General features: G+C 41.1%; 25 protein-coding genes. 7 read left to right on the top strand and 18 right to left on the bottom strand.

The features are described 5' to 3' along the window. Positions 1-72: 72 nt before the first annotated feature. Positions 73-1,614 (bottom strand): glycine--tRNA ligase, encoded by a 1,542-nt coding sequence (locus ABMQ40_RS08935; RefSeq protein WP_370898708.1) that lies wholly within the window; start codon positions 1,612-1,614, stop codon positions 73-75. A 331-nt stretch (positions 1,615-1,945) separates the two neighbouring features. On the opposite strand from ABMQ40_RS08935, the gene ABMQ40_RS08940 reads away from it, so the two are divergent. Beyond that, entirely contained in the window at positions 1,946-2,968 is a 1,023-nt protein-coding gene (locus ABMQ40_RS08940; RefSeq protein WP_370898710.1) for a quinone-dependent dihydroorotate dehydrogenase, read from the top strand. A gap of 84 nt (positions 2,969-3,052) precedes the next feature. Here ABMQ40_RS08940 and ABMQ40_RS08945 read toward each other — a convergent pair whose 3' ends face one another. Beyond that, positions 3,053-4,297: a DUF445 domain-containing protein gene (locus ABMQ40_RS08945; protein ID WP_370898712.1), complete on the bottom strand. Its 1,245-nt coding sequence runs from the start codon at positions 4,295-4,297 to the stop codon at positions 3,053-3,055. Positions 4,298-4,459: 162 nt separating this feature from the next. Here ABMQ40_RS08945 and msrB point away from each other — a divergent pair, with 162 nt between their 5' ends. After that, positions 4,460-4,906: a peptide-methionine (R)-S-oxide reductase MsrB gene (gene msrB / locus ABMQ40_RS08950; RefSeq protein WP_370898714.1), complete on the top strand. Its 447-nt coding sequence runs from the start codon at positions 4,460-4,462 to the stop codon at positions 4,904-4,906. Positions 4,907-5,035: 129 nt separating this feature from the next. Beyond that, positions 5,036-5,794, top strand: coding sequence for a murein L,D-transpeptidase catalytic domain family protein (locus ABMQ40_RS08955; protein WP_370898716.1), 759 nt, complete (start codon positions 5,036-5,038; stop codon positions 5,792-5,794). A 67-nt stretch (positions 5,795-5,861) separates the two neighbouring features. Here ABMQ40_RS08955 and fabF read toward each other — a convergent pair whose 3' ends face one another. From fabF to ABMQ40_RS09015, 12 genes are all read right to left on the bottom strand, one after another. Further along, positions 5,862-7,103 (bottom strand): beta-ketoacyl-ACP synthase II, encoded by a 1,242-nt coding sequence (gene fabF / locus ABMQ40_RS08960; protein ID WP_370898718.1) that lies wholly within the window; start codon positions 7,101-7,103, stop codon positions 5,862-5,864. Between the two features lie 2 nt (positions 7,104-7,105). Beyond that, positions 7,106-7,531: a PaaI family thioesterase gene (locus ABMQ40_RS08965; RefSeq protein WP_370898720.1), complete on the bottom strand. Its 426-nt coding sequence runs from the start codon at positions 7,529-7,531 to the stop codon at positions 7,106-7,108. 7 nt (positions 7,532-7,538) lie between these two features. After that, the gene (locus ABMQ40_RS08970; RefSeq protein WP_370898722.1) at positions 7,539-8,807 is read right to left on the bottom strand and encodes an acetyl-CoA C-acetyltransferase; all 1,269 of its coding nucleotides are present in this window, start codon (positions 8,805-8,807) and stop codon (positions 7,539-7,541) included. A gap of 10 nt (positions 8,808-8,817) precedes the next feature. Further along, positions 8,818-9,423, bottom strand: a complete 606-nt coding sequence (locus ABMQ40_RS08975; RefSeq protein ID WP_370898724.1) for a TetR/AcrR family transcriptional regulator — start codon at positions 9,421-9,423, stop codon at positions 8,818-8,820. A gap of 104 nt (positions 9,424-9,527) precedes the next feature. Beyond that, a complete protein-coding gene (locus ABMQ40_RS08980) occupies positions 9,528-10,508 on the bottom strand; it encodes an alpha/beta hydrolase (protein WP_370898726.1) in 981 nt (326 codons plus the stop codon). A 41-nt stretch (positions 10,509-10,549) separates the two neighbouring features. Then, complete coding sequence (locus ABMQ40_RS08985) at positions 10,550-10,966, bottom strand: OsmC family protein (protein WP_370898728.1); 417 nt, start codon at positions 10,964-10,966, stop codon at positions 10,550-10,552. 85 nt (positions 10,967-11,051) lie between these two features. Further along, positions 11,052-11,921: a helix-turn-helix domain-containing protein gene (locus ABMQ40_RS08990; RefSeq protein ID WP_370898730.1), complete on the bottom strand. Its 870-nt coding sequence runs from the start codon at positions 11,919-11,921 to the stop codon at positions 11,052-11,054. A gap of 89 nt (positions 11,922-12,010) precedes the next feature. Beyond that, positions 12,011-14,674, bottom strand: a complete 2,664-nt coding sequence (locus ABMQ40_RS08995) for a TonB-dependent receptor domain-containing protein (protein WP_370898732.1) — start codon at positions 14,672-14,674, stop codon at positions 12,011-12,013. Positions 14,675-14,875: 201 nt separating this feature from the next. Then, positions 14,876-15,037 (bottom strand): hypothetical protein, encoded by a 162-nt coding sequence (locus tag ABMQ40_RS09000; protein WP_370898734.1) that lies wholly within the window; start codon positions 15,035-15,037, stop codon positions 14,876-14,878. Positions 15,038-15,125: 88 nt separating this feature from the next. Next, the gene (locus ABMQ40_RS09005; RefSeq protein WP_370898736.1) at positions 15,126-15,761 is read right to left on the bottom strand and encodes a hypothetical protein; all 636 of its coding nucleotides are present in this window, start codon (positions 15,759-15,761) and stop codon (positions 15,126-15,128) included. Between the two features lie 66 nt (positions 15,762-15,827). Next, positions 15,828-16,514 carry a response regulator transcription factor gene (locus tag ABMQ40_RS09010; RefSeq protein ID WP_007842513.1) on the bottom strand — a complete coding sequence of 229 codons (687 nt, stop codon included), beginning with the start codon at positions 16,512-16,514 and terminating at the stop codon, positions 15,828-15,830. A gap of 98 nt (positions 16,515-16,612) precedes the next feature. Continuing rightward, positions 16,613-18,163 carry a sensor histidine kinase gene (locus ABMQ40_RS09015; protein ID WP_370898739.1) on the bottom strand — a complete coding sequence of 517 codons (1,551 nt, stop codon included), beginning with the start codon at positions 18,161-18,163 and terminating at the stop codon, positions 16,613-16,615. Between the two features lie 196 nt (positions 18,164-18,359). On the opposite strand from ABMQ40_RS09015, the gene ABMQ40_RS09020 reads away from it, so the two are divergent. Then, positions 18,360-18,848 (top strand): SRPBCC family protein, encoded by a 489-nt coding sequence (locus tag ABMQ40_RS09020; protein ID WP_370898741.1) that lies wholly within the window; start codon positions 18,360-18,362, stop codon positions 18,846-18,848. A 66-nt stretch (positions 18,849-18,914) separates the two neighbouring features. Here the strand turns inward: ABMQ40_RS09020 and ABMQ40_RS09025 are convergent, their stop codons facing one another. From ABMQ40_RS09025 to ABMQ40_RS09040, 4 genes are all read right to left on the bottom strand, one after another. Continuing rightward, entirely contained in the window at positions 18,915-19,256 is a 342-nt protein-coding gene (locus ABMQ40_RS09025; protein ID WP_370898743.1) for a hypothetical protein, read from the bottom strand. Further along, positions 19,249-21,300 carry a S9 family peptidase gene (locus ABMQ40_RS09030; protein WP_370898745.1) on the bottom strand — a complete coding sequence of 684 codons (2,052 nt, stop codon included), beginning with the start codon at positions 21,298-21,300 and terminating at the stop codon, positions 19,249-19,251. Before ABMQ40_RS09030 ends, ABMQ40_RS09025 begins: the two co-directional genes overlap by 8 nt. A 161-nt stretch (positions 21,301-21,461) precedes the next feature. Continuing rightward, positions 21,462-22,202 (bottom strand): uroporphyrinogen-III synthase, encoded by a 741-nt coding sequence (locus ABMQ40_RS09035; RefSeq protein WP_370898827.1) that lies wholly within the window; start codon positions 22,200-22,202, stop codon positions 21,462-21,464. Positions 22,203-22,214: 12 nt separating this feature from the next. Further along, complete coding sequence (locus ABMQ40_RS09040) at positions 22,215-22,883, bottom strand: DUF4271 domain-containing protein (protein ID WP_370898747.1); 669 nt, start codon at positions 22,881-22,883, stop codon at positions 22,215-22,217. A 76-nt stretch (positions 22,884-22,959) separates the two neighbouring features. Here ABMQ40_RS09040 and ABMQ40_RS09045 point away from each other — a divergent pair, with 76 nt between their 5' ends. From ABMQ40_RS09045 to tgt, 3 genes are read left to right on the top strand one after another with little or no spacing between them, the layout of a single operon-like run. Next, complete coding sequence (locus ABMQ40_RS09045) at positions 22,960-23,676, top strand: polyprenol monophosphomannose synthase (protein ID WP_370898749.1); 717 nt, start codon at positions 22,960-22,962, stop codon at positions 23,674-23,676. Next, on the top strand, positions 23,673-24,041 hold the full coding sequence (locus ABMQ40_RS09050) for a DUF4296 domain-containing protein (RefSeq protein WP_370898751.1): 369 nt from the start codon (positions 23,673-23,675) through the stop codon (positions 24,039-24,041). The genes ABMQ40_RS09045 and ABMQ40_RS09050 overlap by 4 nt, the downstream gene beginning before the upstream one ends. Positions 24,042-24,043: 2 nt before the next feature. Beyond that, positions 24,044-25,180, top strand: coding sequence for a tRNA guanosine(34) transglycosylase Tgt (tgt, locus tag ABMQ40_RS09055; protein ID WP_370898753.1), 1,137 nt, complete (start codon positions 24,044-24,046; stop codon positions 25,178-25,180). Positions 25,181-25,184 lie beyond the last annotated feature (4 nt).

The following is a 25,184-nucleotide window of genomic DNA, read 5'->3' on the forward strand; positions in this document are numbered from 1 at the left end:
TGAGATCCAAAAATAATCAATTCAGGGATAATATTGGCTATAAAAAAGCCCTGATTTTTCAGGGCTTATAATCTATATTTTTGAGAGTAAATTTCTGAAGCTTGTTTTCTCATCAATGATTCTCCTTAACTCCGAAACAGGAACCCTTTCCTGGGCCATGGTATCCCGGTCTCTGATCGTTACCGTGTGATCTGTCAGAGAATCGTGGTCAATGGTAATACAGTACGGTGTTCCGATGGCATCCTGTCTTCTGTAACGTTTTCCGATGGCATCTTTTTCTTCGTAGAATAAATTGAAATCGTACTTCAGATCGTTAAAGATTTTTTCTGCATACTCTGCCAGGCCGTCCTTTTTCATCAGCGGAAGAATAGCAGCCTTGATGGGTGCCAGCGCCGGAGGTAAAGATAAAACTGTTCTTTCCGAGCCGTCTTCCAATACTTCATCTTTTAAGCAATGGGAGAAAATAGCCAAAAATAAACGGTCTAAACCTACTGACGTTTCCACGACGTAAGGAACATAGGTTTCGTTTCTTTCCGGATCGAAATACTGGAGCTTCCTTCCGGAGAATTTTTCATGGGCGCTCAGATCAAAGTCTGTACGGGAATGGATACCTTCCAGTTCCTTAAAGCCGAATGGGAAGTTAAACTCAATATCGGCGGCAGCATTGGCATAGTGTGCCAATTTCTCGTGGTCATGGAACCTGTAATTTTCATCACCAAGTCCAAGAGCAAGGTGCCAGTTCAGACGGGTTTGCTTCCATTTCTCATAAAACTCAAGCTCTGTGCCCGGGGCTACAAAAAACTGCATCTCCATTTGCTCAAATTCACGCATCCTGAAAATGAACTGTCTTGCGACAATCTCATTCCTGAAGGCTTTCCCGATCTGCGCGATCCCGAAAGGTAATTTATGACGTGACGTTTTCTGTACATTTAAGAAGTTCACAAAGATACCTTGCGCGGTTTCAGGCCTTAAATATAGGTCCATGGCTGAATCTGCCGAAGCGCCCAGCTTAGTACCAAACATCAGGTTGAACTGCCTTACATCCGTCCAGTTTTTAGAACCGGTGTCAGGATCAGCAATTTCAAGCTCCTCAATTAAAGCTTTTACATCGGCAAGGTCATTGTTTTCCAAAGATTTTGCCAGCCTTGCGAGAATGGAAGTCCGTTTTGCCCGGTATTCCAGGATCTTAGGATTCGTAGCCTCAAACTGGGCCTGGTCAAAAGCGTCACCGAATCTTTTGGCCGCTTTTTCAATCTCTTTTTTCTCCTTATCTTCAATTTTAGCGCAGTAATCCTCTACCAGAACATCTGCCCTGAAACGTTTTTTAGAATCTTTATTGTCAATAAGCGGATCATTGAAAGCGTCTACGTGGCCTGAAGCCTTCCATGTAGTAGGATGCATAAGGATGGCCGAATCGATACCCACAATATTTTCGTTAAGCTGTACCATTGCTTTCCACCAATATTGCTTGATATTATTTTTAAGCTCTGTACCATTCTGCCCGTAATCATACACTGCGGATAAACCATCATAGATCTCACTGGAAGGGAAAATAAAACCATATTCTTTAGCGTGAGCGATCACTTTCTTGAAAACATCTTCTTGTTTTGCCATATTTTTACATCTGAAGTGCAAAAATATGAATTTGGATTCCAAATTCATGAAATTCACTAAAAAAAGCGGTTAAAAAATAACGATCGGTCAGTTTTTATATTTCAGGAGCCGGGAACCTGCTGTACGCTATATCTTTTGCTTCACGGTGTTCCGCAAAAGGATGCCGCTTCCATCAGGGCTAGAGTGAAAGCCGGCTTCAGATAATACGGGCCACATATATTCCTCCCGGGCCGGAAAAGTAGAGCGTATCCTAAGGGATCGCAAAGATATACCATTGAAGCTACCGTTTATCCATTTCAAAATTTCGTATCTTTGTACCCCAAAAAAGGCAATGTACAAAAACCTGATCCGTCCCGTTCTGTTTAAATTTGACCCCGAAGAAGTCCATCATTTTACTTTTTCAATGCTGAAGAATTTTTCTTTCCTCACGAAGCTTTTTTTTCCGAAGCCTATAGAGGATAAAAGACTTGAAAGAGAAGTTTTCGGATTGAAATTTAAGAATCCGGTAGGACTGGCCGCAGGTTTTGATAAGGATGCCAGGCTTTACAAAGAGCTCTCAGCTTTGGGGTTCGGATTTATAGAAATAGGGACCTTAACCCCGAAGGCACAACCCGGAAATGAGAAAAAAAGACTTTTCCGCCTCAAAGAAGATTCCGCTATTATCAACAGGATGGGCTTTAACAATGAAGGTGTGGATGCGGCGGTAGAGCGTCTTAAAAAAAATAAAAATGTGCTGATCGGCGGGAATATCGGTAAGAATAAGATGACCCCTAACGAGGAGGCTGTAAATGATTACAAGATCTGTTTCGAAAAGCTTTTCCCTTATGTAGATTATTTTGTAGTGAATGTAAGCTCTCCCAATACCCCGAACCTCCGTGAGCTTCAGGATAAGGAACCTCTTACCCGGCTTCTGGGAACTTTACAGCAAATGAACAGCGAAAAAGCAAATCCGAAGCCTGTTCTTTTAAAAATAGCCCCGGATCTTTCGAACGATCAGCTTTTGGACATTATTGATATTGTGAAGGAGACCGGAATTGCAGGGGTTATTGCTACCAACACAACACTTTCAAGAGACGGACTGGTTTCAGAAGCTAAATCTGAGACTGGAGGGCTATCCGGAAAACCGCTGACCAAAAGATCCACCGAAGTGATCCGCTTCCTTTCCGAAAAGAGCAACAGGGCTTTTCCCATTATTGGGGTAGGCGGGATACATTCTGCAAAAGATGCCATTGAAAAGCTGGATGCGGGGGCAAGTCTGGTGCAGCTTTATACAGGATTTATCTATGAAGGTCCCGAACTGATCAATGAGATTAATAAAGAGCTTTTAAAAAGGGCAGGCAGATTACCACGATAGCTTTTACCATCTAAAGACATAACCTCCGGTTACGCAGCGTCTGTATAACGTTGTAGCCTATATCGATGATGTGGTTTCCGTTTTTCACAGGAAAAAGTGGGCAACGGTATAAATAATGAGACCAACCAGGCCTCCGACCAATGTGCCGTTAACCCGGATAAACTGAAGATCCTTCCCGACCTCCAGTTCTAGCTTCTCGCTTAATTCCTTTCCCTGCCAGTTTCCTACGGTGGAGCTGATGAGGTTGCCAAACTGGTGGGTATTTTTGAGGATGTATTTATAAGCGGTAACCCTCACCCAGTGGTCAATCTTGTTTTGGAGGTTCTCATCGGTCTTTAAATTCCGGGAGAACTCATCCAGATTTTTTGAGATATAATTCTTTAATGAAGAATGGTCTTCCTGAAGCTCTTTTATCAATGTGCTTTTAATGGAGATCCAGATATCATTGGAATATTCATCCAGCTTATCATTTTTTAAGAGGTCGTTTTTGATACTTTTAAACTCATCACTCCATTTGGGATTCTCTTTCAGGTCAACGGAAAATTCTTGGATTTTATTGGTGATCAGGCTTCTGATTTCATGTTCCGGATCTTCCTCAATCTCTTTAAAAAAATCGGCAAGCCCGTCTGCGATCTTTTCCGCAATCTTATTATCAATAAATGCAGGGATGAAAGAGTAGCTGCCTTTTTTCACACGTTCCTGGATCATTTCATCATTTTCGAGAATATAATCCTTTACCTGTCTTGAGAGATTGGTGATGATCCTTTGATGGTCTTTCTTTTCCAGAATATAGCTGATGCCATTTCCCACGATCTTATTGAGCTGTATGCCGTCTGTCATTTCCGAGACTTTCCTGCTTATAAACTGGCTTACGGTCTTGTTATCAAGCTTGCTGAGGATATCCAGGACAATATCTGAAAGATTTCTGATCAGGATCTCCTGATTCTTTTCCTTTCCCAGCCATTCGCCTGCAAAATTTGATATTTTAAGCTTTTGAATGTAGGGACGAATGTTTTGTGGTGAAAGGAAATTGGTAACCACAAAGCTTCCCAGATTATCTCCCAGCCGTTGTTTGCTGTTTTCAATAAGGTTGGTATGCGGGATTGGCAGGCCAAGAGGATGGCGGAACAACGCGGTCACTGCGAACCAGTCTGCGAGGGCACCTACCATGGCGGCTTCGGAAAAAGCACGTACATAGCCTATCCAGTGAGAATGATTGGTTTTCTGTAAGAGAGTGGTGACGATAAAAATAGCTGCCATCAGCAAGAATAATCCTGTGGCAAAAGCTTTATATTTCTTTAACTGTTTTCTTTTAGCTTCATCATTCATATTCTCAAATTTACTAAATTTGGTAATGAAACTGGCAGGTCCTTAAAAAAACCAGATCACTACTACAGATTTAAATATACGGTGAGATCATTAGTTTCAATACTATTATTAATTTTTCTGCTGAGCTGCTCACAGAATCATAAACCTGTTAAAATTACTCCTATGGAAAATACAGAAGCAAAAAATAATCCATACTATTCCAGAACAGATACCACCAAACTCAATATTTCCAATGATGAATGGAGGAAGATCCTTTCTCCCGAGCTGTATGCCATCGCCAGAGAAGCAGCTACAGAAAGGGCTTTCACGGGGAAATACAATGAATTTGATGAGGTAGGCGAATACTATTGTGCGGTTTGTGGGAATCACCTGTTCCGTTCAACCTCAAAATTTGCCAGCAGCTGCGGCTGGCCAAGCTTTTTTGAGGCTGATAAAAACGGGGTATATTATAAAAGGGACCTTTCATATGGAATGGACAGGGTGGAAGTGCTTTGCAAAAGGTGCGATTCTCATTTGGGCCATGTTTTTGATGATGGCCCGAAGCCCACCGGCTTACGATATTGCATGAATTCTGTGAGTCTGGAATTCGTTCCCGATTCCCATAAATAATATGCTTTAATTCACATAATCAGGAAGTTAAAGTTTCTTAAATTGAGTTAAACTTTTTAGAGTTATACCCTCCTGGTAATGATGTTTTTATAATTTTGCCTCACTAATTTGGACTTAACATAATAGTGAATGAAAGGATTATATAGTTTAGTGGGCATGATATACATGATTACCACTTCATTCTATCTTTCTCCGGAGAAGGCGATTGTAAAGGATGAAATTATCAAGTCAAAAAAAACAGAAGCATTAGCTGACACGAAATCTGGGAAGATTGCCAATACGGCAGCTTCATCAGAAGAATTATACAACTCAATACCATTTGAGGCAGATCATAAACTGAATTATGATGCCTTTGAAAAAGCGCTGACAGGATATGAAAATTTGAAAAAAGCGGGATTGCTGAATCAGGATTCGCACCTACTGACCATTTGCGATTTTTCTATGTCTTCAAATGCTAAAAGACTTTGGGTGATTGATCTTAATGATAAGAAAGTATTATTCAATTCCCTGGTTGCTCACGGGAAGAATACAGGGGAAGAATTTGCCCAGAGTTTTTCAAATACCGAAAGCTCTTACCAGAGCAGTTTAGGATTTTATATTACGGATGCAACCTATGAAGGAGATAATGGGTATTCTTTAAAGCTCCTGGGAATGGATAAAGGGTTTAATGATGCGGCTTATAAAAGGGCGATTGTCGTACATGGAGCGGATTACGTAAGTGATGAGTTTGCGGCAATGCATAAAAGAATAGGAAGAAGCTGGGGATGCCCGGCGCTTCCGAAAGCTTTGGCCACCACCATTATTAATACGATAAAAGGAAGAAATTGCCTGTTTATCTATTACCCGGACCCTGATTACCTTTCCTCCTCGGAATGGTTAAAAGGATAAAGCAAAGCAGTCTGAACAGACTGCTTTGTTTATTAAGTACTGGCACTGGTGGCCATATTATTCAGTATCAGCTGAACTTTTTGAAAACTACGGTCGCATTATGCCCTCCGAATCCGAAAGCATTGCTTAATGCCCAATCGATATTCTTTTCTTTGGCCTCATTAAAAACGATGCTGATATCTTTAGGAACATTTTCATCAAGGGAATGCAGGTTAATGGTTGGTGGAATGATCCCGTGTTTAATCGCCTTGATGCAGAGGATAGCCTCCACCGCTCCGGCTGCTCCCAGCAAATGGCCCGTCATTGATTTGGTGGCACTGATGTCAAGATTCCTGCTCCCTTTAAACAATTTGTTAATGGCAGCCAGCTCTGTAATATCCCCGATGGGCGTTGAGGTTGCATGCGGATTGATATAATTGATATCATCAATATTGGCTCCGGCTTCATTAAGAGCCAGCTTCATTGCCTGTATGGCTCCTGTGCCCTCCGGGTGTGGCGCCGTCATGTGATAGGCATCTGCCGTCATGGCTGCTCCTGCCAGTTCCGCATAAATTTTTGCGCCTCTGGCTTTGGCATGCTCATATTCCTCGAGTATCAGGGCTCCTGCGCCTTCACCCATTACAAAACCATCCCTGCCTGTATCATAAGGACGGCTTGCGGTAGCAAAATCATCGTTTCTTGTGGACATGGCCTTCATTACGGAAAACCCTCCTATTGATGCGGGGGTAATCGCTGCCTCTGAACCTCCGCTGATAATCACCTTGGCTTTTCCCAGGCGGATGTAGTTGAAGGCATCCATTAAAGCAGTATTTCCTGTAGCGCAGGCGGAAACTGTTGTATAATTGATCCCCTGAAGTCCGTATTTCATGGAAATCATTCCTGAAGCCATATTGGCAATGAACTTAGGAACAAAGAAAGGATTGAAGCGGGGTGTTCCGTCCCCGGTATAAAATTCCGCCGTTTCATTTTCGAAAGTTGCCATTCCTCCCTGGCCGGTTCCCCAGATTACTCCTATATCAAAGGGGTCCATTTTTTCCAGTTCCAGCCCGGAATCCTGAATGGCTTCCGCGGATGAATACATGGCATACTGAGAAAAAAGGTCGCTCCTTTTTATTTCATTGTGGCTGAGATGTACCTTTGGATCAAAGTTTTTCACTTCGCAGGCAAAGTGTACTTTGAATTTTTCTGTATTGAAATGGGTGATTAGATGAGCTCCGCTAACTCCGTTAATGCTGTTTTTCCAAAAATCTTCAACATTGTTTCCCAGAGGCGTTACCGCCCCCAGTCCCGTAATGACAACTCTTTTCATACTTAGTTATTAATTTTAAACAGATTTGAGGTTCCTCTTGCAATTAATTTGGTCTTGTCTGCGTTCCATATTTCGCATTGTGCATTTACAAATTGCTTACCTCTTTTTATAATTTTAGTTTCGGCTACAATATTATCATTTTCTTTTGCAGTTGAAAAATAATCGATCACATTATTTATGGTGGTTATAAAGGAATTTTCATTTAAAGAAAACATCGTTGCTCCAATGATATCGTCCATGATGGCGGCCGTTACACCCCCATGAAGATTTCCTATGGGATTCAGCCATTCCCGTCTTACTGTATACTGAAATTCAAGCTGTCCTTCTTCAGCGGAAATTACTACCGGTCTCAGCCATGTCATGAAAGGAGAAGGGGATTGGTCAAATTCCTTGCCGATGAATTGTTTCAGTTGTGCTAATCTGTCCATATCCTGTTTATTTTTCTAAAATCATCGTTACCCCTTGTCCGCGGGCGGCACAAATGGAAATAAAACCCTTTCCGCTTCCTTTTTCGTTGAGCAGCTTAGCCAGGGTGGCAATGATTCTTCCTCCTGTTGCTGCAAACGGATGGGCAGCAGCCAGACTTCCTCCCTTTACATTAAGCTTATTCCGGTCTATTCTTCCCAATGCTTTTTCCAGTCCGAATTTTATGGCCAGATCATCATTCTCCCAGATTTTAATAGTGGCCAGGACCTGGGCGGCAAAAGCTTCATGAATCTCATAATAATCGAAATCTTCAAGGTTCATTCCTGCTTTTTTAAGCATTCTGTCTGCTGCAAAAACCGGTGCAAGAAGAAGGTTATGTTTGTTTTCAACATATTCGATCCCGGCTATTTCTGAGAATGTAATGTAGGCCAGAACAGGAAGATTGTTGGCTTTCGCCCATTCTTCACTCGCCAAAAGGATTGCTGAAGCACCATCAGTGAAAGGAGTTGAATTCCCGGCGGTCAGCGTGCCGCTTTGCTTATCGAAAGCAGGCTTAAGCTGGGATAATTTCTCAATACTTGTATCCCGACGAAGATTATTATCTTTCTCCAGTCCAAAAGCGGGGGAAACCATATCATCAAAAAAGCCCTCGTCATAAGCTTTGGCCATATTCCGGTGACTTTTTAATGCCAGCTGATCCTGTTCTTCCCGTGAAATCTGATAATATTTGGCTGTGATTTCCGTATGCTCTCCCATTACCAGCCCTGTTTTAGGCTCCTGTCCTTTATAAGGTATCGGCAACCAGTCTTTCAGTTTTGGGCTTAGCATCTGTTTTAATTTTCCAAATGCTGACTTCTCCTTATTGGCTTTTAGTAATGCTTTTCTCAACCGTGGAGAAGATTCAAAAGGAATATTGCTCATGGCTTCAACACCACAGGCGATCCCGCTTTCGATCTGTCCTAAAGCTATTTTATTCCCGATATAGATAGCTGCTTCAATCCCGGTATCACAGGCCTGCTGCAGATCACAAGCCGGTGTTGCGGGGTCCAGTGCTGTGTTCATTACGGTTTCTCTGATAAGGTTACTTTCGGAAATATGCTTGATAACCGCACCACCGGCAACCTCTCCGAGACGTTTGCCTTTCAGCTGATAGCGGTCTATCAATCCGTTTAATGCAGCAAGAAGCAGATCCTGATTTCCCTGATCCGCATATGCTGTATTGATTCTGGCAAAAGGGATCCTGTTGTATCCTACAATTGCCACTTTTTTTGTTTCCATAGTATAAAGTTTATGATGGAAGAATATTTAATTCATTGTTGATAATGCTGATGATTTTATCTAAAGCCAGATTCAGGTATTTCTCATCATCAGTGGTTTTTGAAAGAAGGATCCCGCCCTCGATCAGCATGATGAACAGAGATGCGTATTCTTCTGCATTAATTTTATCGTTCAGTTCTCCGTTTTTCTGGCCTTGTAAGATAGCATCAGAAACCTTCTTGATCCATTTTTCAAATGATCGTTTCACCTGGTTCTTAAGAACAGGGAATGTATCATCAGCTTCCGTTGCGGCATTCATCAGAGGACAGCCGCCGTTAGAAAATACGGAGCGCCAGTTTTTTCTGTAGAAAGCTACAAATGCGTAAAGCTTCTCCAGCGTTGTCGGAAATTCATTTCCAAACGAACGTGCCATGTTTTTGCTCAGCAGATCCGAATTGTACCTGTACACAGCCAGAGCCACCTCATCTTTGTTTTCAAAATTCCCGTATATACTTCCTTTCGTAAGGCCTGTCGCCTGTGTGATATCAGAAAGAGATGTGGAAGTATAGCCTTTGCTGTTGAACAGAGATGCGGTTTTTTCAATGATGAATTGTTTTGTCTTTTCTGCCTTTGACATTATTTTTCAGTAAATTATAATGCAAATATACAAAAAATATACCGATGGGTATATTTTGTTTTGAAATTTAATCCGGAAGCCATCAGCTTCCGGATTAAAAGGTTTTATTTAAACAGAGCTTGTTTTAAGGTTGATGCAGCCTGAGCTATTGATTCCTGAATTGCCGGAATGTGGGCCAGAGGGTTCAGGTTTCCGTAATCATGGATGAAGCCTTTATAAACGGCCAGTGTAGTAGGGACGCCCGCCTCATCCAGTTTTCTTCCATAGGCAACACCTTCGTCGTGAAGGATATCATTTTCAGCTACCTGAACCAATGCAGGAGGCAATCCCTTCAGCTCATCCAGGGTAGCCTGGTAAGGAGAAGCATATTTCTCTTTTCTTTCTCCCGGATCTGAAGTATAATTATCCCACATCCATTTCATCAACGGAGTCGTTAGAAGCCTTTCCTGCGCATATTTCTCATAGGATTTTCTGGTGAAATCCGCATCGGTAACCGGCCAGAACAGGATTTGGTATTTCAGTTCCGGACCCTTTTTATCTTTAGCCATCAGTGCAACTACAGCAGCCATATTTCCTCCGACACTGTTTCCTGCAACGGCCAGTCTGGAACCGTCAACACCGATCTCTTTTCCGTTTTCAGCTACCCACCTGGTAGCGGCATATGCCTGATTTATAGCGACAGGGTAATGCGCCTCAGGAGATGGAGTATAGTCGGGGAAGACAGCGGCAGCCCCGCTTTTTACCACCAGATCTCTCACCAGTCTCTTATGGGTGGGATAGTCTCCCAATACCCAGCCTCCGCCGTGGAAAAACATAAAAACGGGAAGGTGGTCCTGTGCCCCTTTTGGTTTTACAATATGGAGATGTACTGAGATCCCGTCCTGACTGATTGTCTTTTCAGATTCTTCAATATCCGAATAATCAAAGGTTACTGACTTTTGAGCCTCCACAAGAGCCTGTCTTGCATCTTCAGGAGACATTTCTTCAAGCGGCTTTCCGTTTCCGCTGTTTAACTCTTTAAGAAAAGCGCGGATATCTTTTAAAATATTTGGATCCTGAGCTGCGGGTAAATTACTTTGTGACATGATGGTTAATTTTTAGGTTAATAATCGGTTATACAGTTGGCTTAAACTAAGGTGGCATTTAAGGTGATCTCAAAGTTGAAAGCAGCACTTACAGGACATCCTTCTTCAGCGATTTTAGCATATTTTTGAAATTCTTCTTCTGAAATTCCCGGAACCTTTGCCGTTAGGGTCAGCTCAGATTTTGTGATTTTTCCGATTCCCGGATCAAGCGTGATAACGGAGGTGGTTTTTAATTCTTCCGGTGTGAAACCGGCCTGGGAAAGCTCGGCACTTAGCTTCATAGTAAAGCATCCTGCATGGGCTGCAGCCAGCAATTCTTCAGGATTTGTTCCTACACCATCCGCAAAACGGCTGTTGAAAGAATACTGTGTTTCATTTAAGGTTGTACTCTGAGTGGTTAAATGCCCTTTACCTTCTTTAATGTTACCGTTCCAAACGGCTGTTGCGTTACGTCTCATAATGTTTGTTTTTTTGTTTAATATGTTTGATTTTGATGTTACAAAGATATGGCGGTTCTATGGCGATATAAATAGACAAAAAGGCTTAAATATTGTACTTTTTTCCCGAAGCATAATTTTTTTTAAAATTTGTCGGGGTGCTGCCGGTTTTATTGGTGAAAAGCCGGTTGAAATAGGCAGGGTCATCATAACCCAGATCATATGCGATCTCTTTTACGGGCTTATCTGTGTAGAATAACAGTCTTTTGGCTTCCAGCAGGATCCTGTTGATTATAAACTGGTTAGGGGATTCAAGATTAAGGTTCTTGAATTTATGGGTCAGGGTTTTAGGAGCTATATGAAGAAGTTCCGCATAGTCTGCCACATTATGTTTTTTCCTGAAATGAATTTCCAGATATCTGCTGAAATCCCTGAAAACCTCAAGCTCATTATGAGGAATATTCAGAGTATCTGTTTCCAGGTTCTGCTTTTTCCATTTTCTGGTGGCCCGGATGATGATCTGTTTTAAATAGGCTCTTATCATTTCCTCACCGAATGATTCCCTCCATTCAAGCTCATCTTTAATATTTTGAAATAAGCTCTTAATAGCTGCGGCTTCCCCGGCATCAAGCTCCACTTTCGGGATTTCAAAAACGTTATGAAACAGGAGCCCATCGCAGGCCACTTCCTTATCATGGATCTGGATACAGTAGAAATCCCTGTTGTAATAAAGGATAACAGATTCATCAGCATTAGCTTTCGTAACCTCTAAAAGATGGTTGGTGAGAAAAAAGAGGGTGGGCACCTCTATGATGTAATGATTGAAGTCTACCGTAAGCTCATAGCCTACAGGCGCAAAAAGGATTTTGATCTCAGACTGGAATTGATTTGTGTTAATGATTTCCAGATTTTTCTCACAAAAGGTTCCGAACCCGAATTTTTTGTAATGATCTTCAAAAATGAGTGCTTGGGACATGTATTTACTTTAGACTAAAGGTACGAAAAAGCATGATTGCAATAATATTAAATTATCACCATCATGCTCTTCACCTTAAGTTCGGCTTTTTAGAAAGTAACGTCTAAACCGACATAAAAATTGGCTTTCATAATAGGAGCATAAACCATTCCACCGTCAAAATAATTTCCAAACGGGTTTTTAAAATCGATGATTGCATTCTTTTGGGTATAAGAGGTAAGGTTTTCACCTCCCAGATAAGCCCTGATCTTTTTATTGAAGTTTTTTGATATCTGGGCATTTAGAACGGCATAAGCCCCTGAGTGGATGGGCATCCGAAATTCCTGAGGATTTCCGGATGTATCAGGAAGCCTCTGTTTTCCGATCCAGTTCAAAGTTGTGTCAAAGCTCCAGAAGCCGCCTTTTTTATTTTTATTTGTGAAATAAGCCAGGTTCAGAAATCCCCTGTGCTTTGCCATGAACGGAACTTCTCTTCTTCCGTCCCGGTAATCAGCCTGAACGTCATAATATTTGTACGCCAGCCTTACATCAAAATTATTGAAAGGTGTAAAATCCCACTGCGTCTGAAAACTGTTGGCGAAGGACCTGCCGTCCAGATTATAAAAACTCAGTTGCTGGGCGGAATGGTCCAGGTCTACGAGAACCTGATCCTGGAAGTCAGTCCTGAAAAAATCAGCAACGAGGGTTGATTTTTTTCCGAATATTTTAAATTCCTGCTGCAGGCTGGCTCCATAGTTCCAGGCGATCTCCGGCTTCAGGCCATAAATCTCCCCACCAGACGGTAAGATCTGAAGGGAACGGTTCGATGCGAAATACTGCTGGTTTTCCGCAAAAATAGATGCCGTTCTGAATCCCCTGCCCGCGGAAAGTCTTAAGATGGTTTTAGGTGAAAGATCATATTTGAAATTCAGCCTTGGGGTGAGCTGTGTTCCGGCCAGGTTGTGGAAATCTGTTCTTACTCCTGCTACCAAAGTATATTTTAAGCCTGTCAAAGTATATTCTGCGAAAATACCCGGAACTATTTCGTTTCTTTTAAATTGTGATTCCAGGTATATCTCATCATAGCCGTCATACATGAAGCTTGCACCGGCTTTGTATTTATGGTTGGTATTCCCGATAATGCTCTCAAAGATCAGATTGGAGTAGTAGGTATGCTGCTTCCCGGAATAGCTTCTCAGTCCGAAAAAGCTATCCTGCTGATGATAGACATATTGGTTCATCCAGCCAAGACTTTGGAAAGGCTTTCCTTTAAAAACATATCCTGTCTTATTCCATACCTGGAATCTTGAAATATTGATCCCGACCCCGTAAGCAGCCTGCTCACTCTGATCCAGACGTTTGTCAAAAGAGGTTTGTCCGGAAGTCCTTTCATCTTTTACGAAATTTATCCCAAAATGAGTTCCGAAACCGGATTGCTCCAAGTCATTATAATTGAGCAAATACGCGGCATTCAGCTGGGTTCCCTTTGGTCTGTCGAGAAAACCGTCATCATTTATATCAGTATTTCCGAAGGTTCCGTTGCCGTGAAGTAAAAATGTCTGAGTCCAGCGTTCATCAATGGGAGTAACATGGGTGAAATTAGCCTCAGTTCTTCCATTGAAATCCGTAAACAGGTTCAGGGTAGTTTCAGGATGATCGGCCAGCTTTAAAAGTTCCGTGTTTATTTGTCCGGTTATACTTTCATAGCCGTTGGTAACGGTGCTTCCTCCTTTAGTCAGCTGAATACTCTCGATCCATCTTCCGGGAATGAAATTCAGCCCATAGGCAGAGGCCAGACCTCTGATCTCGGGAAGAAGCTCTCGGGTAAGGCTCGTATACTTCTGATCCAGTCCCAGCATTTTCAGCTGTTTGGTTCCGGTAACGGCATTGCTGAAAGACACATCTACCGTTGCGTTGGTCTCAAAACTTTCAGATAAGTTGCAGCAGGCTGCCTTCAACAATTCTTTTTTGTCAATATTAAAAACCATTCCCGCTTCTTTTTTGCTTAAAGAAGTGGGGGCTTTTGATGCGGATAGCTTTACTTCCTCTATTTTTTTTTCATTGTAAAGCCCGCCATCGGCATGATCAGAATGCCCATTTTTTTCTCCTTCTTCAAAATGTACTTTAGGATTGGCTTCACCCAATGGAATATCCCTGTCATAGAGGCAGCAGGCAGGCAGGTTTTTATAAGTACTGTCTTCAGACCTGTATTTTTCATTATCATGTCCTGCTTCTGCGATCTTTTTCAGGATTTTGTCTGCTGAGGTTTTTGAAGGATCAAAATTTAAGGTAACGCTTTGCTTTTCGGCATCCCATTCGGCTGATCCGGCTCCGGCCTCTTTGGCCGCCTTTTCAATCCTGGCCTTACATGACCCGCAGTTTCCTTTCACATAAAACTCATTGTCTTTTTTAGGGTTTTGGATTGCTGCAGTGAAAGCTGAGGTGTTTCTTTCATAATGACAGCATTCCGGAAGATTATGATAAGCTTCGTCGGTAGCTTGGAATTTTTCGTTATCATGACCGGATTCGGCTATCTTTTTCAGGATCACATCCGTTGAGATCCCGCTTTTTGTTTCCAGAGTAAGTGTTTGTTTCTCTACGGAATAGCGTGCCTCACTAGCCCCTGCTGTTTTGGCGGCATCTTCTATTCTTTCCCGGCACATTTCACAGTTTCCTTTTACTTTAAACTGGCTTTTGGAAAGATTTTGTGCATGAATAAATTGTACGGATAATAAGAAAAGTCCAAGAATAAACCTGGAAATGTATAATTTCATTTTTGTTTAAAAGTTTAGATTAATTAAAAAAGTTCATTAAATATTAATAAACGGAGATGATTTTTAATTAAGCTATTTTCGGCGGTTGCCATATTTCTTTTAAACGATCTGAAATATGAGGATCAGAATATTGGAACTGTAAGTTTTTGTTGGCTTTATAATAAGACAGCTCAAAATGTAAGCCTCTTGAAAATGGCGCTTCTATAAAGGTGTAGCATGGAACGCATGAAGAATGGCAGTCATTACCGCAGGGTGATGATTGGGATTTTTCATCATGGCTTCCGGATGATGGCTTGTGATCCTTACAGCAATCTTCTGCTTTGGCATTCGATTGACAACAGGTTTCAGACATGGATTGGCCATAGAAGTAGTCTTTAGGAATTAAAAAAACTCCTAAACAGAAAACTAAGGCTAAAATCTGAAATAATTTCACGGGGTAAAATTACAAAAATTATGGTAAAGGATCTCCAACTTTTATAGCACAGCTATGCCAAGGCTCTCCGTGAGGAGGGTTCAGCTTCGGTTTTTCTCCTGCCGCGAGATTTTGAGCAGCGGGCGCCGGAACCGGGGGAGCTGCATTCTGTGCAATATTCTGGGAAGCAGGCTGTGGAGCCGGCTTACTGTTCAAAGGCTGGCCTACGGGAATATCACATCGATGTCCTGGTTGTCCGTGTGGAGGGTTCATTCCCGGAGCAGTTTTTACCTGCTGGCCGTTATTGTCGATTGCAATTTTTCCAGGCGATACGGCGTTAGGATCGATCTTAACCGTCTGATTGCCATTTACGCTGATATTCTGAGCTGCCGGCTGGGCCGGAGCAGGCTTGCTGTTCAGAGGTTGTCCTACAGGAATATCACAGCGGTGCCCGGGCTGGCCATGGGGCGGGTTCATTCCCGGTGCGGTGGCCGCTACAGAAGTATTTTGAACCGGCTGTATACCTGCCTGGTCTAAAAGTGAAACCTTAGGCGAATTGTTGACAGCAGGTTGCTGGACAGCTGCCTCTTCCGTTAAATAGGTTGCTCTCTGGTCTTTCTTGCAGGAAATGATACCTACAGAGACCGCAACAATTCCTAAAACAAAGTTCTTCATAAAACAAAATTAGCAAAACATTTTTAATTGCTTTGCTAATTTTATAGAGATATTAAAAATTTTAAATCAATTTTTAACTAAGAGCCTGAATCCTTCACCATGAACATTGATGATTTCCAGCCCTTCGTCATCTTTTAGCAATTTACGAAGCTTGGCAATATACACATCCATACTTCTTGCCGTAAAATAGTTTTCTTTTTTCCAGATTTTCCTTAACGCAAGATCCCTCGGCATGAAATCATTCCTATGGATGCAGAGAAGCTTCAGCAGTTCATTTTCCTTTGGAGAAAGCTTATATTCCTTATCGCCTACCCTCAGCTGTCTCAGCATGGAATCAAAAAAGATATTGCTGATCTTGAATTGCTCCTGTTCTTCATTCTCAAGGGTGGAGCTTCTTTGAAGAATAGCCTTGATCTTATATAAAAGCAATTCTGTATCAAACGGCTTTGTAATATAGTCATCAGCTCCCAACTGATAGCCTTTTAGGATATCTTCCCTCATATTTCTTGCCGTTAAAAAAATGATAGGGGTGTTTTTATCAATCTTTTTCACATCTTCGGCCAATGAAAACCCGTCCTTCTTAGGCATCATAACATCAAAGATGCAAATATCAAATTCGTTTTCCGTAAATTCCTTTAATCCCTGCTCGCCGTCTGTAGCTAAGGTAACTTCAAAATTATTTATCGTTAAATAATCTTTCAGCACGGCTCCAAAACTCTGATCGTCTTCTACTAGTAATATTCTGTTGCTCATAGTTTTAATAATTAAATTAGTATTAAGAATGAACGCTCACTCTGTCTTCTTATATTTTGTTATTGGTTTCTTTATCTTGATTTCTGATCATGGCTTTCTCAGTTATTCATCGGTAGCTTTATAGTAAAGGTGCTTCCCTTTCCTTTATGGGAATCTACCAGAATCTGTCCTTTATGCAGCTCTACGATTTTTTTCACATAGGAGAGTCCCAGACCTTGTCCTTTTACATTATGGATATTGCCGGTTTCTTCTCTGAAGAACTTTTCAAAGATCTTCGTTTTATTATGGGTTTCCATTCCCATGCCCTTATCGGAGATTTCAATAACATACCAATGCCCTTCGTTTCTTGTTTTTACATGGATCTCCGGAGCTTCGGGAGAATACTTGTTGGCATTGTCCAGCAAGTTTACCAGTACGTTGGAGATATGGAATTCATCTATTTTGAAGATATAATCGGTAGCGTTAAACTCCTGTGTAAGGGAGCCGTTCCTTTGGGCTACGATAAGATTGAATGATTCTGTGGTTTTTTTGATCAGTTCTCTCACATTGGTTTCCTTCAGGAACAGATTCACTTCATTTCTTTCCAGTTTGGACATGTTAAGTACATTCTCCACCTGCTTCTTCATCCTTAAATTTTCCTGCTTGATCAGTTCCGAATAGTATTTCACCTTTTCAGGGTTAGTGGCAATTTTGTCATTGGCCAGCGAATCCGTTGCCACGGAAATGGTTGCCAGCGGAGTCTTAAACTCATGGGACATGTTGTTGATGAAATCCGTTTTTATCTCTGCCAGTTTTTTCTGCTTCATCATATAGTTGATGGAAATAATATAGATTCCCAGAATGGTCAGCAAAGAGAGAAAAGTTCCCAGCAGCATCGGCCAGTTGTTCATGGCCAGGGAATATTCTTTTTTGGGAAACACCAGGGCAAGGCTATACAAAGTACGGTCTTTTTTGTCTGTGAAGAGCGGATAGCTGTAGGTATTATTATCTTTTCTTTCTTTATAGAGCTTGTTCACTACGCTTGTGGGCTTATTGTTCTTATCTGTGATTCCGTAGCCGAATTTGGCTGTAATTCCTCTTATCTTCAGCTCTTTTGTAATTACAGAATCGAGAACCTTTTCATTGACCCTTTTTGTTATAGGCAAATTGTTTCCATAAACTTTTGCATATTCTTTCATGGAGAAATCGCCGCTTTCTATATCCTGATTGATATCTGCCGTAAGCAGTTCCCGGTTTGTGGTATCTCTTTTTATCTTATAGGCAGCCTCGTCGGTATATAATGTTGTCAGTTTCAGGGAGTCTCCTTTTTGAGAAATGGGAAGCTGGGTTTTTTCGATGATGTTTTTAGAGTAGATGATCTGCCTTTGGGTGCCGGAATCCTCTACCTGCTGTATCGTCGTTAAAGACGGCTGATCGCTGTTGGCAAGAATGTTTTTTCTGAAATTTTTATAATCTTCATCCAGATATTTTTCAACTTCAATTTCACCTATGCTTTTTGAGGTGCTTTCCAGGGCGGAATAAACCTTATTTGAGAAATCCTGCTCCAGAGCCCCGTAATATCCTTTCAGCCAATAAAATTGGAGCGTGACAAAGACAATCAGTGAGATCGTCATAAACACCGAAATTATTGGGATGAACTTATTATTCATTATTTATTCTTAATTGGAATTATAAGTGTTAAAATTAATTATTTTATGATTTGATAAACAAAAAACGAGCCAGAAAATTGTATTTTTTTTCTTAAAACCATATTTTTTAACATTTATTTATAAATTCTTCATTACTTGTCATAGGGAAAGTGATATGTAAGGATAAAAAGGTAGATTTGTTTAAAAATAATTACCTATGGAATCTACAATCATTTTCAACAAAGATTTTGACGCTAACAGTGTTTATGTAATGAAGATCTATGGAACAGACGTTTCAAAAGTATGGGACTATTTTACAAAATCCGAATTGCTGGATCAATGGTGGGCTCCGAAACCCTGGAAGTGTGAAACGGTACATCAGGATTTCAAAGCGGGTGGGATCTGGCATTATGCGATGGTAGGCCCGGATGGCGAAAAGATGTATGCCCGGGTAAAATATGGGGAAATCAGGGAACATAGAAGCTTTGACGGGGTAGATGCCTTTTGTGATGAACAAGGCAACATCAATGAGGATTTTGCCCAATCCAATTGGCTTATCGGCTTTACCGGGGTAGAAGAGGGCACAAAAGTTACTATCAATATCCATTTTCCCGACCAGCAGGCAATGAAGCAGCAGCTGGAAATGGGTTTTGAAGAAGGCTTTAAAATGGGGCTGAATCAGCTGGAGGAGATCCTGAAAGGATAATTTAGTGTGCAGATGTGATATTCGGGAACCGATATTGAAGATCCGGTCAAATATCACATCGGCACATCAGATCAGCTCTTCATCCTGAAAATATTGGATAATTGCTTTTTTCATAAGCAATGTCTGCTCATTCGGTTTCAGTTCGGGAAGATCTTCCAGCTTCTCAAATTGAGGCCATCCGTCCTCATAATGGGTGAACTTATAATATCCGAACGGCTCGAGCAGCCGGCAGACCGCAATATGAATTAAATTGACCTTATCGTCTTTTGTATATTTTTGTTGTCCGCTTCCCAGCTCCTGAAGTCCGATCAGAAACAACAGCGTTTCCACCGGCGGATTTTTTTCGGTGCCAAAATTATCTTCAAAGAATTGTTCTATTTTATTCCAGTATTCTGCTTCGTTAATCATGCTTTTTGTTTTCTAATTTTAGGAGAAATGCGTATTCAAGGGCATCTTCCTTCAGAGATTCAAATCTTCCGCTGGCCCCTCCGTGCCCCGAGCTCATATCTGTCTTGAAGATCAGCAGGTTGTTATCCGTTTTCAGCGCTCTCAGTTTGGCAGTCCATTTGGCAGGTTCCCAATATTGTACCTGGGAATCGTGAAGGCCCGTAGTGATCAGTATATTGGGATAATCTTTCGCTTCCACATTGTCGTAAGGGGAGTAAGATTTCATATACTCATAATATTCCTTATTATTCGGGTTTCCCCATTCATCATATTCTCCGGTGGTTAACGGAATGGTTTCATCCAGCATGGTGGTGACCACATCTACAAAGGGTACCTGAGCGATAACTCCATGGAACAGCCCGGGCTCATAGTTGATGACAGCCCCTACCAGAAGGCCGCCGGCGCTGCCCCCCATGGCATATAGATGATCTGATGAAGTATAATTTTCCCGGATCAGGTATTGGGCCACATCAATAAAATCGAAGAACGTATTTTTCTTAAACAGCATCTTTCCTTCCTCATACCATTCCCTTCCCAGGTATTCCCCGCCACGGATGTGGGCAATGGCATAAATAAAGCCCCTGTCTAAAATAGACAGCCTTACATTTGAAAAACTTGCATCCACGGTATGCCCGTAACTGCCATACCCGTATAAAAGCAACGGCGTATCCGCAGACTTTTTGGTCTCTTTATGGTAAACCAGGGAAACAGGTATTTTGGTCACTCCATCCCGGGATTCTGCCCAGATTCTTTCGGAAATATAATTTTCAGGAAAGAATTTTCCGCCCAGTACTTCCTGTTGTTTCAATAGTTTTATGGTCTTTTCCCTCATATTGTACTCATATGTTGAGCTTGGCTGGGTTAATGAAGTATAGCCATACCGTAAAACTTCGGTGTCAAATTCCAGATTAACCCCGATATATGCGGTATAAGTAGGATCAGAGAAAGGAAGGTAATCTGCTTCCCCTGTCTTCTCATTGATGATCTTTATCTGCAGGAGTCCTTTTTCCCTTTCTTCAAGAACCAGGTAGTCTTTAAATATTTCAAAACCTTCCAGTAAAACTTCCGCCCGGTGGGGGATCACATCGGTCCAGTTTTCCATTCCACACTGATCTATCCGGGTTTTTACGATCTTAAAGTTAATGGCTCCATCCGCATTGGTGATAATGTAAAACTCATCTTCATAATGCTCTACAGAATATTCAAGATCATCTATTCTGGGCTGTATGATTTTCCATTCTGCAAAAACATCATCGGCGGGAATAAACCGGTGCTCATCGGAAATGGTGCTGGAGCTTGCGATGAAAATATATTTCAAGGATTTTGTTTTAAATACATTGACGTCGAAAGTCTCATCTTTCTCATGAAAGATTAAAACATCTTGGGAAGCATCCGTTCCCAGCTTATGCCTGTATACCTGGAATGCCCTCAGGCTTTTATCTTTCCTGATGTAGAAAATATGCTCGTTATCGTTGGCCCAAACAGCTTTTCCGGTGGTATTGGTTATTTTATCAGGAAGAATTTCTCCCGTTTTAAGATTTTTAAAGCTGATCGTATAAATTCTCCTTCCCACATTGTCCGAAGAAAAAGAAGCCAGCTGATTGTCGGGGCTTACTGCGACACTTCCGATCTCAAAGAAGCTTTCCCCTTCTGCAAGGATATTGGCGTCAAGAATGATTTCCTCAGGATTGTCCAGGCTTTCATGTTTCCTGCAAAAAATAGGATATTCTTTGCCCTCTTCGTAACGGACGATATACCAATATCCGTTAAAAAAGTAAGGTAAAGATTCATCATCTTTTTTATACCGGGCTTTCATCTCTTCGAAAAGCTCTTCCTGAAGTTGTTCCGTATCTTTCATCATCAACTCGGCGTAAGCATTTTCTTCTTCAAGATATCTGATGACCTCAGGATTCTCCCTTTCGTTAAGCCAGAAATAGTTGTCAATCCTTTTGTCTCCGTGAATTTCGAGTATTTTTTCTATTTTTTTTGCCTTTGGAACTTTCATCCGGATATTTTATTTACCTGTCGGTTGAAATGTCTTACCTGCCTTTTCAAAAGTCTCTGTAGGACGTTTCATTCAATATTAATTTTTGTTCAAATTTAGTTAAAAAAAAACCATCTTTCCTTTTTAATGAAAAGACGGCTGTTGTATGTTTCAGATAAGAGCTACTTATGAAGTGCCTTAATGTACTTTTCAAGTGCCATGGTCATAGACGGGGTCTCTTTCGTCGGAGCCATTAAATCTATTCTTAATCCTGCCTCTTCCGCAGCTGCCAGGGTAGTGTTTCCGAAAACGCCGATCTGGGTATCTCCCTGTTGGAAATCAGGGAAGTTTTGCTGTAATGATTTGATTCCCTGAGGGCTGAAGAATATTAGCATGTCGTAATCTTTTACATTGATATCTGTCAGGTCACTGCAAACGGTTCTGTACATGATCGCCCTTTTCCATTCAACATTGGCTGAATCCAGAGTTTTTACGATATCCGGGCTCAAAACATCTGAGGACGGCAAAAGGTATTTCTCCGTAGGAAATTTCTTGAAGAGAGGTAGCAGGTCCGAAAAATTTTTCTCTCCGAAGCTGATCTTTCTCTTCCTGTACACGATGTGCTTTTGAAGATAGTTCGCGATGGCTTCAGACTGGCAGATATATCTCATAGTATCCGGTACCGTAAAACGCAGCTCTTCAGCAAGCCTGAAGTAATGGTCTATAGCATTTTTACTGGTAAAGATGATTCCGGTATATTGAGTAAGATCAATCTTCTGTGTTCTAAGCTCTTTATTGTCAACTCCCTCAACATGGATAAAAGGACGGAAATCAATCTTTATTTTTTCCTTCTTTGCTATATCCAGATATGGAGAAGACTCACTTGGCGCTGGTTGAGAAACCAATATAGACTTTATTCTCATCATTGACTTTCATTAAAAAAATAATAATTTCCAAAGCAGCAATAAAGGCGTGATTTGGAGGGTGCAAATATACAAAAATTTATAATACCATTTTTCCGGTAAGATATTGTTCTTGTGAAATAAATAGAAAAAAACCTTGAAAATGAATACAAAAGAAAAAAAGAAAAGGTAATATAAAAACATTTTATTTCTGTCTACCGGGAAATAATAATGGGCTACACACAAAATAATCAGGAGAAAAGATAAAATAAAATAAAACTTTGTGGCGGTAAAATAAAAGACAGTCCATTTTTTACCATCACCTATACTTTGATAAAATAAAAAACCCAATGTGGATTTTATAAGATAAAAAAAGATAACAGCGATCAGGGTATAGCCAAATTTATTCAGCTGGAACCCCAAAACCTGTAACCCGGCAATATATTCAGGAACGATAGGGATGTACTGGGAGATCAGCACAGAAAGTGTAAGTACAGTTACACAGGAAGTGATGATCCAGCTCGGAAGATTGTTGCTGGCGTCAAAATACTTCTGCAGCAAAAAATCTTTCAGATTAGCATCTCTTTCTATGACATTCATCATAAAAACATATAAAAGGATGCATCCCAGCAATATAAAGATCACCCAGTCGTTGTTCTCAGGTATCCTTACTTGATTTATAAAATTTTGTGATAACAGCAACGGAATATTTTTTGCAAAATTATAGATTATTTTGTATAAAATAAAAAGGTTAAATAAACTATCTTTGCAAACTGAAATGAAAAAACTGGTCATTATTCCAACCTATAACGAAAAGGAAAATATTAAAGATATTATTTCCGCAGTTTTTGCATTGGAAGATGGCTTTCATATTTTGGTAGTTGATGACTCTTCGCCTGACGGTACAGCGGAGATTGTAAAAGAGCTTCAAAAAAGATTTCCGGATAGTCTGCACCTGTCTGTAAGGCATGTAAAAGACGGTCTGGGAAAGGCATACATTCACGGATTTAAATGGGCGATTCAAAAAGAATATGATTATATCTTTGAAATGGATGCCGATTTCTCACACAATCCCGCAGATCTGCCAAGGCTTTATGAAGCCTGTTTACAGGCGGATATGGCTATCGGTTCCCGCTACTCAAAAGGGGTAAATGTGGTGAACTGGCCTATGGGAAGGGTTTTGCTGTCTTATTTTGCATCAAAATACGTAAGATTCATTTTAGGCCTCCCTATCCATGATACTACGGCAGGTTTCGTATGTTTCTCAAGAAAAGTCCTTGAAGAAATTGGCCTGGATAATGTCAGATTGAAAGGATACGGGTTTCAGATTGAAATGAAATTCCGGGCTTTTAAAAAGAAGTTCAGAATTGTAGAGGTACCGATTATATTTACCAACAGGATACTTGGAGAAAGCAAAATGAATGGCGGCATTATCCATGAAGCGGTTTTCGGAGTATTAAATTTAAAATGGAAATCACTGATCAACAGGTTATGAAGAAGATTGTATGCCTTTTTGTTTTAGTATGCTTGCTCTCATGTAATAATTATATAGACAAGCCAAAAAACCTTTTATCCGAAGATAAAATGGCCGAAATCCTTGCAGATCTGGCAGTAAATGATCAGGCTACTTTTATGTACCAGAATACCAACCTGGAAGCAGGCACACGGTATGTTCTTCAGGCCCATCAGGTAAAACCCGATGATTTTGTGGAAAGCTTTAGATATTATACGGTAAAACAAAAGATTAATGGTATTGCTGAGGATGCACAAAAAATACTATTGGAAAAAGATCCGGGAGCGGATAAATATGTAAAAGATAAATTGAAACAGAACGGAAATGTGCCCGCTTTCGCAAGATAATTATGGAGCAGAAATTTTTTAATATAGAAAAAACCTCTGAAGGTAAGGCAAGAGCTGGGGAGATCACCACAGATCATGGTAAGATCCAGACCCCAATATTTATGCCTGTAGGAACCGTTGCCAGTGTAAAGACGGTTCATCAGAGAGAGCTGAAGGAAGATATAAAGGCCCAGATCATCCTGGGCAACACCTACCATTTATACCTGCGTCCCACAATGGATATCATGCAGGAAGCCGGAGGGCTGCACAAATTTATGAACTGGGATCTGCCTATTCTTACAGATTCAGGAGGCTTCCAGGTATTTTCCCTGGCAAGCAGCAGGAAGATGACGGAAGAAGGAGTGAAGTTCAAATCACATATTGATGGAAGCTACCATTTCATCTCTCCGGAAAAATCTATGGAGATCCAGAGACAGATCGGAGCCGATATTTTCATGGCTTTTGATGAATGTACCCCGTATCCTTGTGAATATAACCAGGCCAAATCATCAATGGAGCTTACGCACAGATGGCTTAAAAGATGTATTGAATGGACCAGGCAAAACAAAGAGCTTTATGGCCATAGGCAAAGGCTTTTCCCTATCGTTCAGGGTTCCACTTATTCCGATCTCAGGAAAATTTCGGCAGAGGTCATTTCTGAGGCCGGAGCAGAAGGAAACGCCATTGGGGGCCTTTCTGTAGGAGAGCCTGAAGAAGAAATGTACAGGATCACGGATGAGGTTACGGATATCCTGCCGAAAGAAAAGCCCAGATATCTTATGGGCGTGGGAACACCCTGGAATATTCTGGAATCTATCGGCCTGGGAATTGATATGATGGATTGTGTGATGCCTACCCGGAATGCAAGAAATGCCATGCTTTTCACCTGGAAGGGCGTTATGAATCTGAAGAATGAAAAATGGAAGCGCGATTTTTCGCCTCTGGACGAATCGGGGACGAGTTTCGTGGATAGAGAATATTCAAAGGCTTATGTACGACATTTATTTGTTTCTAAAGAATACCTTGCCAAACAAATCGCCTCGATCCATAATCTGGCATTTTACCTGGATCTTGTAAAAGTTGCCAGGGAACATATCATGGCAGGGGATTTTTATGAATGGAAAAAATCAGTAGTCCCTGTTCTCAGACAAAGACTTTAATAGT

Origin of the sequence: Chryseobacterium gossypii (assembly GCF_041361455.1) — a bacterium.
Lineage (GTDB): Bacteria > Bacteroidota > Bacteroidia > Flavobacteriales > Weeksellaceae > Chryseobacterium > Chryseobacterium gossypii.